This window comes from Pseudomonas piscis, from assembly GCF_009380155.1.
Lineage (GTDB): Bacteria > Pseudomonadota > Gammaproteobacteria > Pseudomonadales > Pseudomonadaceae > Aquipseudomonas > Aquipseudomonas piscis.
Map to the genome: position 1 here is coordinate 1232639 of NZ_WHUV01000002.1, position 16095 is coordinate 1248733.

Consider the following 16095-nt stretch of genomic DNA (forward strand, 5'->3'; position numbering starts at 1 on the left):
CCACGCTCATTGCACCGCCCCCACCTGTTCACCGCTGGCGCCCAGCCAGCCATCGACGACCTGCGGGTGCGCCGCGACCCATTCCTTGGCCGCCTGCGCCGGCGGTTGTTGTTCCTTTTCGATCTTGAGAATCAGGTCATTCAACGCCTGGGGTTCGATGCTGAAGTTCTCCAGGAACGCCGCAATCCGTGGCGCGCGCTTTTGCAAGGCGGTGGACGCCAGGACATATACCCGGGCATCGGGGTAGGCACAGGTGATCTTGCTCTGGGCCAGCCAGTCGGCGCTCACCGTCGGGCTGATGAATTTCCAGCAGCCGTCGGCCTTGTACAGCGGGTCGCCCTTCTTGTTGTCCTGGGCGTAGCCGTCGAACGCTGGTTCTTCCAGGCGCCGGAGGTCGAAGGCGGAGAAGATCCAGTCCGGGGTGTAGGCGTAGAACACCACGCCGCGCTGGGCCTTGTAGGCGCTGGCGAGCTTGGCGTAGGTCACCGAGGCTTCGGTGGACACCGACTCGAATTTGTCGGCAAAGCCGAAATCCTTGGCCTTGATCTCGCCGATATAGGTCGACTCCCAGCCAGCCGGGCCCACCAGCAACTGCGCCTTGCCGCCGCCCAGGGGCTCGAAGAGCTTCGCCACTTCGGGCTTTTGCAGGTCGTAGACCGATTTCACGCCGTACTTGTCTTGCAGGTAGCCGGGCACGTAGAAGCCCTGCTCGCCCAGGTACGGCTGCTTGTTGGGTACCAGCGAACGGGTGCCGCCACTGACGTACTTGGCCCAGGCGGCGGACTGGTTGGGCAGCCAGATATCGGTCAGCACATCCACCGCGCCATCGCCCTTGGCCGCAGCGGCCAGCAGCACCGGTACGTCGCCGGCCAGGTACGACACATCACCATCGAGGCGGCTCTTGATCACCTCACCGAGGATGTTCTGGATGGCGATGGCGCCGGTCCAGTTCTGCTCACCGATGACGATCTTGTCCTTGGCCAGCACCGGTAGCGACAAGCCCAGCAACAGCGCGGTAGCGCCCAGGGCACGGGAAAGGGATGGGTTCATCGAACACCTCATGACTGATGGAAAGCGCGATCCCGCTGGCGCAGGGTCGCTTGAATGATGCGGTCGGGAATCAACGCGCAGAACACGATCGCGGCGCCGGCCAGCATGCCCTCGCCGCCCTTGATGTTGCGCAGCGCGGTCATCACGTCGTAGCCCAGGCCACCGGCGCCGATCAGCGCGGCGACCACCACCATCGACAGGCTCATGACCAGGGTCTGGTTGATCCCCAGCAGCAGCGAGCCGGCGGCCAGGGGCAACTCGACCTTGGTCAGCACCTGCCAGGGCGTGGCACCGTGGGCCAGAGCCGCCTCGACGGCGGTCTTGGGCACCTCGCGGATACCCAGGGCGGTGAGGCGGATCATCGGCGCCAGGGCAAAGATCACCGTGGCGATCACCGCCGGAGTCTTGCCCACCGAGAAGAACGCCACCGCCGGAATCAGGTACACGAAGGTCGGCAGGGTCTGCATCACGTCCAGCAATGGCGTGACCAACCGCCGGACCAGGGCGCGCTTGGCCAGGAGGATGCCGGTAGGCACGCCGATCAGCAGCGACAGCAGCACCGCGGCGCTGACCAGGGCCAGGGTCGCGACAGTGCGCTCCCAGAAGCCGAACAGGCCGATGTACAGCAAGGCCACGGCGCTGGTCAGGGCCAAGGCCGCCCCGGCGCTGCGCCAGGCCAGCAACACCAGGGCCAGCGCGGGCACCGGCCAGGGCAGCCAGCCCAGCAGGCTCTCGATGCCTTCGATCACCGTGCGCACCGCGACGATCACCCCGACGAAAGTGCTTTCGAAGGTGACCTGGGACCAACCGATCAACTGGTCGATGGCCGCTGCCGTCGCCAGCAACCACTGGCGATCGGCGGGAAACTGCACCCAGGGCCCACTGGCGTCGACGGCCAGGGCGCGCCACAGCACCAGGCCCTGGCACAACAGCAACACCAGCCACGGCAGGTGCCAGCCGGCGCGAACCTGGCGGCGCGGGCGCCGGGCAAGGGTCACGCACAGCAGGCGGCTGAGCACCAGGCCAAGCAGCGCCAGCCCAGCCCAGCCCGGGCGGAACGTAGCCAGCCACTGGCCCAAGCCTGCGGCCGCCAGTAACTCCAGGGCGAATCCCAGCCAATACAAGGCGCCATGGCCGCTGTCGGCCAGGGCCGCCGGCCCACGCCACAGCGCGCTCCAGAAACCCCGGCCTGGCTTGGCCGGAGCCGCCTCTAGCGCCACCGGGACAGGGCCGACCGCCACCGGCGCAGCCGCCTGGGTCGGGACGCTGCGTGCACCCTGGTCCTGGAAGAAATCCGCCACCTCGGCGTCCGCCGGTTGCTCCAGCAACTGTTCCGGCGTGCCCAGCTGGATCAGCCGGCCATGGCGCAGCACTGCGATGCGGTCGGCCAGGCGCAAGGCCTCGGCGGGGTCGTGGGTCACCAGCAAGGTGGTGATGCCACGCTCGCGCACCAGGCGCATGAAGTGTCCCTGCAGCTCGCGGCGAATGGTCGGGTCCAGCGCGCTGAAGGGCTCGTCCATCAGCAGGATGTCCGGTTCACTGACCAGCGCCCGGGCCAGGCCGACCCGCTGCTGCATGCCGCCGGACAGCTCATGGGGGTAATGCTCGCCCCAGCCCGCCAGGCCCATGGCTTGCAGTTGCACATCGGCCGCGGCGTGGCGCAGCGCCTCGGGTTCGCCGCGCAGTTCCAGGGGCAAGGCGACGTTGTCGCGCACGTTGCGATGGGGCAACAGGCCAAAATGCTGGAACACCATGCCGATGCGCCGCGAGCGCAGGGTGCGCAGGTCCCGGGGCGCCAGATGGCCGATGGCGGTGCCGTCAATCAGCACCTCGCCGCTGCCGAGTTCGATCAAGCGGTTGATATGGCGCAGCAGCGTCGACTTGCCGCTGCCAGAGGTGCCCATCAGGCACAGCAGCTCGCCACGCCGCACACTGAGGCTGACCTGCTGCACCGCCGGCGCGCTGGTTCGGTCGCGGCGGCTGGCGTAGGTCTTGGTCAGGTTGTGCAGTTCCAGCACCACTTCGGCGTTGCCCGCAAGGACGGTGGACGAGGCTGGAACGGCAAAAGCCTCTTGGGGTTGAACGGCAGACACAAGAACTCCTGGCGCCGGGCGCGGGATGGCGTAGCCGGCGGTGACAAAGAAAAAGGGGGGCGCTCAGCGGCAAGCGCAACGCTGCCAGGCCGGTGCCTGCTGGCCCCGGCCTGGCAACGGACGATCACAAATGCTTGGGGCTCCAGAGCTGCACGGCCCGTGCATCCACCGGCTTGGGCAGGAGTTTTTCCTGGTAGAAGGTGTCGGCGATCTTCTGCTGCTCGCCCAGGGCCTCCGGCTGCACGGCCTCGACCCGGTAGGTGCGGCGGCTGTTGGCCAACTCCACCGTGGGCACGTCGAGGTTGCCCCACAGCGGCCCGAGCAACTGCGCCGCCTGTTGCGGGTGCGCCTTGACCCAGATGCCGGTCTTCTGCAACTCGCTGAACACCTGCTGCAGGACTTCGGGATGGGCCTTGGCGTAGTCGTTGGAGGCCAGGTAGTAGCGGCGATAGCTGGCCAGGTCCTGGCCGTCGTGCAGCACCCGTGCGCCTTGCTGGCGCTCGGCGCTGGCGACGAAGGGTTCCCAGGTGACCCAGGCATCGACCTTGGCGGTTTCCAGGGCGGCGCGGCCATCGGCGGGGGTCAGGTACACCGGCTGGATATCGGCGAAACTCAAGCCCGCCTCGCGCAATGCGGCGATCAGCAGGTAATGGCTGCCGGCGGCCTTGGTCACGGCGATGCGCTTGCCCTTGAGATCGGCCAGGGACTTGAGCGGCGAATCCTTGCCGATGACGATGGACTGGGCCGCGGGCGATGGGGTCTCGGTGGCGAAGTAGGTCAACCTGGCGCCGGCGGCCTGGGCGAACACCGGCACGGTGTCGGCGACATCGGCGCTGATATCGACATTGCCCACATTCAGCGATTCGGCCAGGGGCAGGCCGCTGGTGAACTCATGCCAGGTGATGTTTACCCCCTGCCCCGCCAATTGTTTTTCCAGGGTGCCCTGGGCCTTGAGCACCGCCAGCAGGGTCGAGGATTTCTGGTAGCCGATGCGCAGGCTGGTGTCGGCCAAGGCGTTGCAGGCCATGCCCAGCGCCAGCACGGCAAGGACAGAGAGCGATAAGCGACGAGGCAAAGCATGGGGCTGGCGCATGGGGGCGAACCTTCTGGGAGAGGAAAGTCGCTAAAAGCTAATCGATCTAATAAATCTAAAATAAATAATTTTTAGGAATTAGCTTAGTGTCAGCCAAAGGTTCGTCACCCATGCAAACCTGTAGCTGCTGCTGAGCCTGCGAAGCTGCGTACGAGGACGCAGCCTCGCAGGCCGGGAACGGCAGTCAGGATTTCAAGCTGATGGCCTGGGAGGCGGCGAGCATGGCGCGCAGCAGCACCGCGCAGCCGGCGGCCAAGTCGTCGGGATCGGCGTTCTCGATTTCGTTGTGGCTGATGCCGCCTTCGCAGGGCACGAAGATCATCCCCGCCGGGCCCAGTTCGGCAACGAAGATCGCGTCGTGCCCGGCGCCACTGACGATATCCATATGCGACAAGCCCAAGCCCTCGGCGGCGCCGCGCACGGCCTCGACGCACACCTTGTGGAAGTACAGCGGCGGGAAGTCGGCGGTCGGGGTCAGCTCGAAACTCAGGCCATGTTCCGCGCACGTGCGCTCGATCACCTGGCGCACCTCGGCAATCATCGAGTCCAGGCGCGCCGGCTCCAAGTGACGGAAGTCCAGGGTCATGCGCACCTCGCCGGGAATCACGTTGCGCGAGCCCGGGTAGGCCTGCAGGCAACCGACGGTGCCGCAAGCGTGGGGCTGATGGCCGAGGGCCGCGCGGTTGACCGCCGCCACCACCGCAGCGGCGCCAACCAGGGCGTCCTTGCGCAAATGCATCGGGGTCGGGCCGGCATGGGCCTCGACCCCGCGCAGCTTGAGGTCGAACCACTTCTGCCCGAGGGCGCCGAGCACCACGCCGATTGTCTTGCGCTCGTCTTCGAGAATCGGCCCCTGCTCGATGTGCGCCTCGAAGTAGGCCCCCACCGGATGCCCGCTGACCTGGCGCGTGCCGGCGTAGCCGATGGCATTCAGCGCCGCGCCGACGCTGATGCCCTCGGCATCGGTCCTGGCCAGGGTGTCCTGCAGGGTGAACTTCTCGGCGAACACCCCGGAGCCCATCATGCACGGCGGGAAGCGCGAGCCTTCCTCGTTGGTCCACACCACCACTTCCAGGGGGGCCTCGGTTTCCAGCTTGAGGTCGTTGAGGGTGCGCAACACCTCCAGCCCGGCCAGCACGCCAAAGCAACCATCGAACTTGCCCCCGGTGGGCTGGGTGTCGATATGGCTGCCGGTCATCACCGGTGGCAGCTGCGGATTGCGCCCGGGACGGTGGGCGAAGATGTTGCCGATGCCGTCCACGCTGACCGTGCACCCGGCCTCCTCGCACCAGGTGACGAACAGGTCGCGGGCCTGGCGGTCGAGGTCGGTCAGGGCCAGGCGGCAGACCCCGCCCTTGACCGTGGCGCCGAGCCGGGCGAGCTCCATGAGCGACTGCCACAGGCGGTCGCGGTTGATGTGCTGATGGCTGGATTGCAGAACGTCGACGGCAGCGTTCATGGTGATCTCCTCAGGCTTTTCTGGTTGTGGTCGACAAGGTCGTGCTCGTCTTGAGTGCTGTGGTGTCTGGTGGATTGTTTGTGAACAAGCCCCGCGTTCCCTGTAGGAGCGAGCGGGCGGCGATGCGACTTGCCCGCGATGCTCTCAATGCATCACACCGGCGTCTTGGCGCTCACGCCCTGCGGGCTGCGCAGGTTGCACAGGCCGTAGTAGATGAGCCCGCCCAGGGCCGAACCGGTGAACCAGCCGTAGCTGTAGAACCAGTTGAAGGCGCTGCTGCCCAGCGACATCAGGGTCAGCGCCACCGGGATGGCGAAGGCGATGAAGCCGTGCCAGTTCCACGCCGGGTACACGTCGTCGCGGTACAACCCGGCCAGGTCCAGGCGCTGCCTGCGGATGATGAAGTAGTCCACCACCATGATCCCGGCGATCGGCCCCAGGAGGCTGGAGTAGCCCAGCAGCCAGTTGGAGTACACGGTTTCCAGGCTCACGTCGGACACCAGCAGGCCGAGCTTCTTGAGCAGTTCGTGGCCCATCAGCGCCAGCCCTACCAAGCCGGTGAGGATCACCGCCGTGGTGCGGCCGATCAGCTTGGGGGCGATGTTCTGGAAGTCGTTGGTGGGCGAAACGATGTTGGCCGCGGTGTTGGTCGACAGCGTGGCGATGATGATCAGCGCCATGGCCACGGCCACCCAGCCCGGGCTCTGGATATGCCCGATCAGGCTCACCGGGTCGGAGACCGTGACCCCCACCAGCTTGGCCGAGGCCGCGGTCATCACCACTCCCAGGGCGGCGAACAGGAACATGGTCAGCGGCAGGCCGAAGATCTGCCCCAGCACCTGGTCCTTCTGGCTCTTGGCGTAGCGGCTGAAGTCCGGGATGTTCAGCGACAAGGTGGCCCAGAAACCGACCATGGCCGTCAGCCCGGCCATGAAGTAGCCGGTGACGCTGGCGCCTTCGGGACGCTTGGGCGGGATCGCCAGCAACTCACCGAGCGACACGCTGGGCAAGGCCCACAGCAGCAGCCCGATACCCACCACCACCAACAGCGGCGCCGACAAGGTCTCCAGCCATTTGATCGATTCCGCGCCGCGCAGCACCACCCATAGGTTGAGGGTCCAGAACAGCATGAAGCCGATCACCTCGCCGGTGCCGCCCAGCGCCTTCCAATCCGGGAAGATCGAGCCGAGGAACAGGTGGATGGCCAGGCCGCCGAACAGGGTCTGGATGCCGAACCAGCCGCAGGCTACCAGGGCGCGGATCAGGCACGGCACGTTGGAGCCGATGATGCCGAACGACGAGCGCAGCAGCACCGGGAACGGAATGCCGTACTTGGTGCCGGCAAAGGCGTTGAGGGTCAGGGGCAGCAACACCACGATGTTGGCCAATAGGATCGCCAGCAGCGCCTCGCCGACGCTGAGGCCGAAGTAGGCGGTGAGTACCCCGCCCAGGGTGTAGGTCGGCACGCAGATCGACATGCCGATCCACAGTGCGGTGATGTGCCACTTGTTCCAGGTGCGTTCCTGGACCTTGGTCGGGGCGATGTCGTGGTTGTAACGGGGGCTGTCGAGCACGTCGCTGCCGGCGTCCAGCTCGTACAAGCCGGCGCGCTCGGTCACCTGGGATCTGATCTGTTGCATGGCCGCTCCACTGTTGTTCTGATTATTTTGCTCATCAGGCCAGCGGACGATGGGATCGGGCGCCGGGTGATGGCCGGAGAACTGACGACTTCCATCCCCGGCGTGACGATCCCTGGCGGCACTCAATAAGTGTGCCGGTAAGCCAGGATGCGTGACTGACCCGTTGATGGAATCCATGTAAGCAACTGATGTAAATCAGCTTTACTCAAATAACTTTCAGGTCTTCGGTTAGTTGCCAGGCTACTCAGGCAAGGTAGCTGGCAAGTTGCCACTTAGATCAAGACCCAAATCGGTGCACCGCACTTTCAGCAATGATCTGCGCTTCGTTCTCGTACCTCTTCAAGCTGCTGATAGGACATGGAAAATCTCGACTATTTTTCGATCCTGTCAAGTGCGTCAAAATGGTGAGCGCCTGCACAGTTTCTGGGATTTGTATTTTTTATCTTTAAATTTCAATTAGTTATATTGAATATAAGCTTATAAAAAATATTCTTGATGTTTCCTTGAAGTAAGACTAGCGTTTAATCCTGACACCACTGACAGGATTGTTTAGTTATCAGTGCGTTCAATAAAAAGTTAGAACCGGCAAGCAGCCGGTCATGCCTGCGAGGAACTCGGAATGTCTCTGTTGATCCGTGGCGCCACCGTTATTACCCATGATGAAAGTTATAAAGCCGATGTCTTGTGCGCAGAGGGCCTGATTAGAGCCATCGGCACTCACCTGGACATTCCCGCAGGCTGCGAAGTGCTCGACGGCAGCGGCCAGTACCTGATGCCCGGCGGCATCGATCCCCACACCCACATGCAACTGCCCTTCATGGGCACCGTGGCCAGCGAGGACTTCTTCAGCGGGACGGCGGCGGGCCTGGCCGGCGGCACCACCTCGATCATCGACTTCGTGATTCCCAACCCGCAGCAATCGCTGCTGGAGGCCTTCCACCAGTGGCGCGGCTGGGCCGAGAAATCGGCCAGCGACTACGGCTTCCACGTGGCCGTGACCTGGTGGAGCGAGCAGGTGCGCGAGGAGATGGCCGAGTTGGTGCGGCATCACGGGGTCAACAGCTTCAAGCATTTCATGGCCTACAAGAACGCCATCATGGCCGCCGACGACACCCTGGTGGCCAGCTTCGAGCGCTGCCTGGAACTGGGCGCGGTGCCCACGGTGCACGCCGAGAACGGCGAGCTGGTGTACCACCTGCAGCGCAAGCTGCTGGCCCAGGGCATCACCGGGCCGGAAGCCCATCCACTGTCGCGGCCATCCCAGGTAGAGGGCGAAGCTGCCAGCCGGGCGATCCGCATCGCCCAGACCCTGGGCACGCCGCTGTACCTGGTGCACGTGTCCACCCGCGAGGCCCTGGACGAAATCACCTATGCCCGGGCCCAGGGCCAGCCGGTCTACGGCGAGGTGCTGGCCGGGCACCTGCTGCTGGACGACAGCGTGTACCGCGACCCGGACTGGCAGACCGCCGCCGGCTACGTGATGAGCCCGCCCTTTCGCCCGCGCGGCCACCAGGAGGCGCTGTGGCATGGCCTGCAATCGGGCAACCTGCACACCACCGCCACCGACCATTGCTGCTTCTGCGCCGAGCAGAAGGCCGCCGGGCGCGAGGACTTCAGCAAGATCCCCAACGGCACCGCCGGCATCGAGGACCGCATGGCCGTGCTGTGGCACGAAGGGGTCAACAGCGGGCGCCTGTCGATGCAGGAGTTCGTCGCCCTGACCTCCACCAACACCGCCAAGATCTTCAACCTCTACCCGCGCAAGGGGGCGATCCGCGTCGGCGCCGATGCCGACCTGGTGCTGTGGGACCCGGCCGGCACCCGGACCATTTCCGCCAAGACCCACCACCAGCAGGTGGACTTCAACATCTTCGAAGGCAAGACCGTGCGTGGCATCCCCAGCCACACCATCAGCCAGGGCCGGCTGGTGTGGGCCGACGGCGACCTGCGGGCCGAACGCGGCGCCGGGCGCTACATCGAGCGCCCACCCTACCCGACGGTATTCGACCTGCTGAACAAGCGCGCCGAAGCCCACAAGCCGACCGCCGTCAAACGCTGAACCTGTAGCCCTGTAGCCCTGTAGCCCTGTAGCCCTGTAGCCCTGTAGCCGCTGCCGAGCCTTGGCGAGGCTTGGCGAGGCTGCGATCGGGTTGGGAGGCATTCCGACGAAGCGCGCCCTAACCCGGCTATCGCGTTCTCCCTGGCGCACCGCAAGCGCAGGTTTTGCGGCAACTGCGTTGCCGATCGCAACCCCGCTGGGGCTACAGAAACAGGCAGCGAATCAGAGGTCAGCGCGATAACCGCTCCATCGCTGAAAAACAATGCCCATCAGAGGCATTCGATAAAAAAACCTGAGGCCAGAACCGTGATCCAGACCCTGAACCACTTGCCCCGTCCGACCCTGAACGGCGCCACCCTCGCCGAGCATTTCAGCGACCTGGCGCCACCCCTGACCCCACGCCAGGCGCAGCTGGAAGCTTCGCGCTGCCTGTACTGCTACGACGCGCCCTGCGTCAACGCCTGCCCCAGCGAGATCGACATTCCCTCGTTCATCCGCCACATCCACACCGACAACGTCCAGGGCGCGGCACAGAATATCCTCGCGGCGAATATCCTCGGCGGCAGCTGCGCCCGGGTCTGCCCCACCGAGGTCCTGTGCCAGCAGGCTTGCGTGCGCAACAACGCCCAGGAATGCGCGCCGGTGCTGATCGGCCAACTGCAGCGCTACGCCCTGGACAACGCGCAGTTCAGCCAGCATCCGTTCCAGCGCGCCGCCGCCACCGGCAAGCGTATCGCCGTGGTCGGCGCCGGCCCGGCCGGGCTGTCCTGCGCCCACCGCAGCGCCTTGCACGGCCATGAGGTGGTGATCTTCGAGGCCCGGGAAAAAGCCGGGGGCCTCAACGAATACGGGATCGCCAAGTACAAGCTGGTGGACGATTTCGCCCAGCGCGAACTGGAGTTCCTGCTCGACGTCGGCGGCATCGAGATCCGCCATGGCCAGATACTGGGCGACAACTTGAGCCTGAGCGAACTGCGCCAAGAGTTCGACGCGGTATTCCTCGGCCTGGGCCTGGCGGCCAGCAAGCGCCTGGGCCTGGAGCACGAGGACGCCCCCGGGCTACTGGCGGCCACCGACTACATCCGCGAGCTGCGCCAGGCTGACGACCTTGGCCAGTTGCCCCTGGCCGAGCGCTGCATCGTCATCGGCGCCGGTAATACCGCCATCGACATGGCGGTGCAGATGGCCCGCCTCGGCGCCCGCGACGTCAACCTGGTATACCGCCGTGGCGCCGCCGACATGGGCGCCACCGGCCATGAGCAGGACATCGCCAAGGCCAACCAGGTGCGGCTGCTGACCTGGGCCGCTCCCGAGCAGGTATTGCTGGACGACCAGGGCCGGGTGCGCGGCATGCGCTTTGCCCGCACCCAACTGGTGGAGGGCCGCCTGCAGACCACCGGCGAAACCTTCGAGCTGGCCGCCGACGCGATCTTCAAGGCCATCGGCCAGGCGTTCGACAGCGCCAGCCTGGGCGATCCACTGGCCCGGGAGCTCAAGCGCAGCGGCGATCGCATCGCCGTGGACGAGCAACTGCGCACCAGCATTCCCGGAGTCTACGCCGGTGGCGACTGCACCAGCCTCGGCCAGGACCTCACCGTCCAGGCCGTGCAGCACGGCAAGCTGGCCGCCGAGGCCATGCATGCCCAACTCATGCTCAACGTGGAGGCTGCGTGATGGCCGATCTGTCGATTGTGTTCGCAGGAATCAAGGCGCCCAATCCGTTCTGGCTGGCCTCCGCGCCGCCCACCGACAAAGCCTACAACGTGGTCCGCGCCTTCGAGGCGGGCTGGGGCGGCGTGGTCTGGAAAACCCTCGGCGAAGACCCGGCGGCGGTCAACGTGTCGTCACGCTACTCGGCGCATTTCGGCGCCAACCGCGAGGTGCTGGGGATCAACAACATCGAGCTGATCACCGACCGTTCCCTGGAGATCAACCTCAGGGAAATCACCCAGGTGAAGAAGGACTGGCCGGACCGGGCGCTGATCGTCTCGCTGATGGTGCCTTGCGTCGAGGATTCGTGGAAACACATCCTGCCGCTGGTGGAGGCCACCGGCGCCGATGGCATCGAGCTGAACTTCGGTTGCCCCCACGGCATGCCGGAACGCGGCATGGGCGCGGCGGTGGGCCAGGTGCCGGAGTACGTCGAGCAGGTGACCCGCTGGTGCAAGACGTACTGCTCGCTGCCGGTGATCGTCAAGCTGACGCCGAACATCACCGACATCCGCCAGTCGGCACGCGCCGCCCACCGTGGCGGGGCCGATGCGGTGTCGTTGATCAACACCATCAACTCCATCACCAGCGTCGATCTGGAGCGCATGGTGGCCCACCCGATGGTGGGCAGCCAGAGCACCCACGGCGGCTACTGCGGCTCGGCAGTCAAGCCGATCGCCCTGAACATGGTGGCCGAGATCGCCCGCGACCCGCAGACCCGTGGCTTGCCGATCTGCGGCATCGGCGGTATCGGCAGCTGGCGCGATGCCGCGGAGTTCGTGGCCCTGGGCTGCGGCGCGGTGCAGGTGTGCACGGCGGCGATGCTGCATGGCTTTCGTATCGTCGACGAGATGCAGGATGGCCTTTCGCGGTGGATGGACAGCCAGGGCTACCACAGCCTGCAGGACTTCTCCGGGCGGGCGGTGGGCAACACCACCGACTGGAAGTACCTGGATATCAACTACCAGGTGATCGCGAAAATTGACCAGGAGGCGTGCATCGGCTGCGGCCGTTGTCATATTGCCTGCGAAGACACTTCACACCAGGCCATCGCCAGCCTCAGGCAAGCGGACGGCACCCATAAATATGAGGTGATCGACGAAGAATGCGTGGGCTGCAACCTGTGCCAGATCACCTGCCCGGTGCAGGATTGCATCGAGATGGTGCCGCAGCAGACCGGCAAGCCGTTCCTCGACTGGCTGCATGACCCCCGCAACCCTCACCGCGAGGAAGCAGCCACAAGCGGCAAGTTCTAAGCAGCAAGTCGCAAGCTTCAAGCTCCTAGCTTGAAGCTTGCTTTCACTTGCCGCTTGCCGCTGCGTCTATGGTTCGAGGCCGATGCCGCGCAGGATCACGCTGGTGACGGTCTGCACCGCCCGTTCGAACTGCAGATCCGACAGCGGCTGGTGGTCGTTGAGGATGTTCACCTGGTGGTCGAAGTCGGCGTAGTGCTGGGTCGAGGCCCAGATCAGGTACAGCAGCGCCGAGGGTTCCACCGCAAGGATCCGTCCGTCCTCGACCCATTGGCGGATCTTGGCTTCCTTCATCTTCGCCCAGTCGTACAGGCTCTCGTCCAACGCGGTGCCCAGGCTTGGCGCACCATGCATGATCTCGTTGGCCCAGACCTTGGAACCGTGGGGGCGGCTGCGCGAATGCTGCATCTTGGCGCGGATGTAGCTGCTGAGCACCACCCGCGGGTCGTCGAACATCTCGAAGCACAGGGCGTCCTGCTTCCACACTTCCAGCAGGTCCAGCAACACCGCGCTGTAGAGCTCGTGCTTGGTGCTGAAGTAGTAATGCAGGTTGGAACGCGGCAGTTGTACCTCTTCGGCGATATCGGCCATGGCGGTGCCGGCGTAGCCCTTTTCGGCGAAGACTTTCTCGGCCCCCAGCAGGATCTTTTCCACGTTGTTGCGACGAATCTCGATCTTGTGATTGCCCATGAGGGCTCCTACGAAAACAGTCTGCGGCAAGACTAGCACCCTGCTAAGAGCACTTCTAACTCAAGCACTGCCGAGAAAACCGGCTTGCTTGCCCGCTAGAAACAACACAGATCACCGGTGCCAGTGCCATGCCTGCATAAACGTGGCGGCTGATTCATGGGAACCACACCCTGCTCGCCTTTTCATGTTAAATCACGCCCTGACGCAGCCCACCCGTACCCTGGGCCGAGGAGACGACTCGCCGCCCAGCGATTGACGCGACAACGCTTTGCCCCAACAGGCAGGGAGCATCCTTACGGAGACCTCATGGACGAATTCAAGCGCTTCAATTTCAATTTGAGTTTCGACAGGCAGAAAATCGCTCAAGTCCCGGAGCGACTGCAGATCCAGAGAAGCCTTGGTTTCTTGCGGGAGATCGGCAGGATCGACCCTATCCTCAAGCACTGGTTCTTGTGCGCTGACAGCCGCAACAAGGGCCTGGAGCATGAGGTGCTACTCGACGAAACCAGTTTTGTCCGCGAAGTACAGTCCTGGAAGGATGAGGACTTCGCCATCAATGACATGAGCTTTGTGCTCTGGAACGGGATATCCGACCCGCTCAAAGGCGGGCTTTCACTCAAGTACCACGCAAGGAACAGAGGTTCGCTGCCCACGGGCCTCGAGTTTTCCGACGCCGGGACCTTGGTCCGCTGCTTGCAAAATCCACGGCAAGGCTTGGTGGAGCTGATCAGCACGGCGCTTGAGTTCTGGCCGGAGATCGCCTGGGGCGTGGTGGCCCCCAACGCTTACTACCGCCGGCAACGAACCTTCGCAGACAGGCAAACCATCGGCTGGATCGGCTACTGCCCCCAGCCCTTGTCGGCGCAGGACTTCCCCCAGGTGGATGAACTGCGCCCAACCCCGGCCCAAGGCAGCATCATCGTCACATGCCCCGGCGTCATGGATGAAGGCAACGCACAACATCTAAAGAAAACCGCAACGACCGACGCCAAGCTGGTCGAGCTGGGGTTCTTGCCCATGCGGCATTAAACACGCCTTCGGGGTTTCGCTGACGGGCATCATTGGGTAGGATCGGCCTCCCGCTCATTTGCAGCCGTCACTGCAGTGCTCCGTCCAAGCGTTGATTCGCGACACGGGCATACAGGTCTCTGCCCAAATGCCGGCCCTACCCTACCGCCGGCCATCTAATCAGTTACCAAGATGGATCATCCCCATGAAGATTCGCCCTCGCGTCGCTGCGGACGACGCCTTGCTTACCGCGCTCTGGGAGCGTTCGGTACGCGCCACCCATGACTTCATCAGCGAAGACGACATCCAGCGCCTCTACCCGCTGATACGTGACAGCTACCTGCCGGCCCTGCAAGTGCTGGTCTGGGAGAACCCCGATGCCACGCCCGGCGGCTTCATCGCCATTGGCGACGACACCGTGCAAATGCTGTTCATCGAACCGGCCCAGCGTGGCCAGGGCATCGGCCGCCAGTTGCTGGATCAGGTCCGGCAGCCGGGTCTGAAGGTCGATGTCAACGAGCAGAACCCCCAGGCCCATGGCTTCTACCGTCACTACGGGTTCGTCGACTACGGTCGCTCGGAAACCGATGGCGAAGGCAAGCCGTACCCCATCATCCACATGCAGTTGCAAGACGCTTGAACCAAACCGGCGCCCCAGCGGCGCCGGTTCCCTGGCTTTTCTACAGGTAACCTGCCATGTCGTTGAAAACACTCTGCACCACCTCCGCCCTTCTCGCCTGCCTGCTGACCACCGGTTCGGCGCTGGCCCACGCCCACCTGAAAACCACCACGCCCGCCGCCGACAGCAGCGCCAGCGCCCCCAGCGAGCTGCGCCTGGAGTTCAGCGAGGGCGTGGAAGCGGCCTTCACCAAGGTCGAGCTGAGCAAGGACGGCACCCCCATCGCGCTCAAGGGCCTGGCCACCGAAGGCGCGGACAAGAAGACCCTGGTCGTCACCCCCGCCAGTGCTCCGCTGCCGGCCGGCAGCTACAAGGTGCAATGGCACGCCGTGTCGGTGGACACCCACAAGAGCGAAGGCAGCTACAGCTTCAAGGTGAGCCCGTAACCCGTGGCGTCATGGCTGGTGCTATGCCGCTTCGTGCATTTCGCCGCGATCCTGACCCTGGTCGGGGCCTGGGGCTTGCGCCCGCTGCTGCTGGGCCGAGGCCATGAAGTCGTGCAGCGGCGGCTGGACCGCGTGGCTCGCGGGCTGACCCTGGTCGGGCTTGGCAGCGGCCTGGCCTGGTTGCTGCTGATCAGCGCCAGCATGGCCGATTCCTGGGCCGCCGCCCTGGACCCGGCGACGTTATGGCTGGTACTGGGCAAGACGTTCTTCGGCCAGGTCTGGACCTGGCACCTGGCGCTCAACCTGGTGTTGCTGGGCCTGCTGCTGACACCCCTGGGCCGTTCCCTGCCGCTGCGCCTGGGGCTGGCCGCCCTGCTCCTGGGCACCCTGGCCCCGGTGGGCCACGGCGCCATGTTCGATGGCCTCAAGGGGCAATTGTTGATTCTCAACCAGATCGTCCACCTGGGCTGCGTCGGCCTGTGGCTGGGCGGTTTGCTGGTATTGCTGATGGTCCTGCGCCAGCCGCAGGCGTCCATGGAGCCGCTGCTGCGGCGCTTCAGCGGCGTGGGCTACGTGCTGGTGGCGGGCCTGCTGACCAGCGGCCTGGTCAACGTACGGATGCTCACTGGCCAATGGTGGCCGACTCCGCTGTTCAGCGGTTTCGCCCTGGTGCTGTTGGTGAAAGCCCTGCTGGTGGCCGGCATGCTGGCCCTGGCCCTGTTCAATCGCTTGCGCACCCGGGGCTGCGACCAGCGCCTGGACAGCCTGCGCCGCAGCGTGGGCCTGGAGTGGTTACTGGGCATCGCGGCCGTGGCGGCCGTCGCCCTGTTGGGCACCCTACCGCCGCTGCAAGCCTGAACCGCCTTTGTAGCCGCCGCCCAGCGCCAGCGCGGCTGCGACCGGGCGCGCAGCGCCCGCAGAAGCAGGCACCGCAATTATCCAAATGGAATGCATAGGCCGGTTTGGCGAGGGCTG

General features: G+C 65.0%; 13 protein-coding genes. 7 read left to right on the forward strand and 6 right to left on the reverse strand.

The annotated features are described in order from the left end of the window. Positions 1 to 6: 6 nt before the first annotated feature. The 5 genes from GDH07_RS15495 to GDH07_RS15515 form a co-directional block, all read right to left on the reverse strand. Positions 7 to 1062: an ABC transporter substrate-binding protein gene (locus GDH07_RS15495; RefSeq protein WP_152898097.1), complete on the reverse strand. Its 1056-nt coding sequence runs from the start codon at positions 1060 to 1062 to the stop codon at positions 7 to 9. Then, positions 1059 to 3143 carry an ATP-binding cassette domain-containing protein gene (locus tag GDH07_RS15500; RefSeq protein WP_343038245.1) on the reverse strand — a complete coding sequence of 695 codons (2085 nt, stop codon included), beginning with the start codon at positions 3141 to 3143 and terminating at the stop codon, positions 1059 to 1061. The genes GDH07_RS15495 and GDH07_RS15500 overlap by 4 nt, the downstream gene beginning before the upstream one ends. Positions 3144 to 3267: 124 nt before the next feature. Further along, positions 3268 to 4236 (reverse strand): aliphatic sulfonate ABC transporter substrate-binding protein, encoded by a 969-nt coding sequence (locus GDH07_RS15505; RefSeq protein WP_152898098.1) that lies wholly within the window; start codon positions 4234 to 4236, stop codon positions 3268 to 3270. Positions 4237 to 4420: 184 nt separating this feature from the next. Continuing rightward, complete coding sequence (locus GDH07_RS15510) at positions 4421 to 5695, reverse strand: Zn-dependent hydrolase (RefSeq protein WP_152898099.1); 1275 nt, start codon at positions 5693 to 5695, stop codon at positions 4421 to 4423. A gap of 152 nt (positions 5696 to 5847) precedes the next feature. After that, positions 5848 to 7335: an NCS1 family nucleobase:cation symporter-1 gene (locus tag GDH07_RS15515; RefSeq protein WP_152898100.1), complete on the reverse strand. Its 1488-nt coding sequence runs from the start codon at positions 7333 to 7335 to the stop codon at positions 5848 to 5850. A gap of 619 nt (positions 7336 to 7954) precedes the next feature. On the opposite strand from GDH07_RS15515, the gene hydA reads away from it, so the two are divergent. The 3 genes from hydA (at position 7955) to preA (ending at position 12360) form a co-directional block, all read left to right on the forward strand. Then, a complete protein-coding gene (gene hydA, locus GDH07_RS15520) occupies positions 7955 to 9394 on the forward strand; it encodes a dihydropyrimidinase (RefSeq protein WP_152898101.1) in 1440 nt (479 codons plus the stop codon). Between the two features lie 306 nt (positions 9395 to 9700). Next, positions 9701 to 11068, forward strand: coding sequence for an NAD(P)-dependent oxidoreductase (locus GDH07_RS15525; protein WP_343038246.1), 1368 nt, complete (start codon positions 9701 to 9703; stop codon positions 11066 to 11068). Continuing rightward, a complete protein-coding gene (gene preA, locus GDH07_RS15530; protein ID WP_343038247.1) occupies positions 11065 to 12360 on the forward strand; it encodes an NAD-dependent dihydropyrimidine dehydrogenase subunit PreA in 1296 nt (431 codons plus the stop codon). The genes GDH07_RS15525 and preA overlap by 4 nt, the downstream gene beginning before the upstream one ends. Positions 12361 to 12426: 66 nt before the next feature. On the opposite strand, the gene GDH07_RS15535 is transcribed toward preA, so the two are convergent. Next, positions 12427 to 13047: a TetR/AcrR family transcriptional regulator gene (locus GDH07_RS15535; RefSeq protein ID WP_022643930.1), complete on the reverse strand. Its 621-nt coding sequence runs from the start codon at positions 13045 to 13047 to the stop codon at positions 12427 to 12429. Between the two features lie 306 nt (positions 13048 to 13353). On the opposite strand from GDH07_RS15535, the gene GDH07_RS15540 reads away from it, so the two are divergent. The 4 genes from GDH07_RS15540 to copD all read left to right on the forward strand — a co-directional run bounded on the left by GDH07_RS15540 (position 13354) and on the right by copD (position 15978). Continuing rightward, the gene (locus tag GDH07_RS15540; protein WP_152898104.1) at positions 13354 to 14076 is read left to right on the forward strand and encodes an Imm52 family immunity protein; all 723 of its coding nucleotides are present in this window, start codon (positions 13354 to 13356) and stop codon (positions 14074 to 14076) included. A gap of 184 nt (positions 14077 to 14260) precedes the next feature. Next, entirely contained in the window at positions 14261 to 14695 is a 435-nt protein-coding gene (locus tag GDH07_RS15545) for a GNAT family N-acetyltransferase (RefSeq protein ID WP_022643928.1), read from the forward strand. Between the two features lie 56 nt (positions 14696 to 14751). Next, positions 14752 to 15120, forward strand: coding sequence for a copper homeostasis periplasmic binding protein CopC (gene copC / locus GDH07_RS15550; RefSeq protein ID WP_152898105.1), 369 nt, complete (start codon positions 14752 to 14754; stop codon positions 15118 to 15120). A gap of 3 nt (positions 15121 to 15123) precedes the next feature. Then, positions 15124 to 15978 (forward strand): copper homeostasis membrane protein CopD, encoded by an 855-nt coding sequence (gene copD, locus GDH07_RS15555; protein ID WP_343038248.1) that lies wholly within the window; start codon positions 15124 to 15126, stop codon positions 15976 to 15978. Positions 15979 to 16095 lie beyond the last annotated feature (117 nt).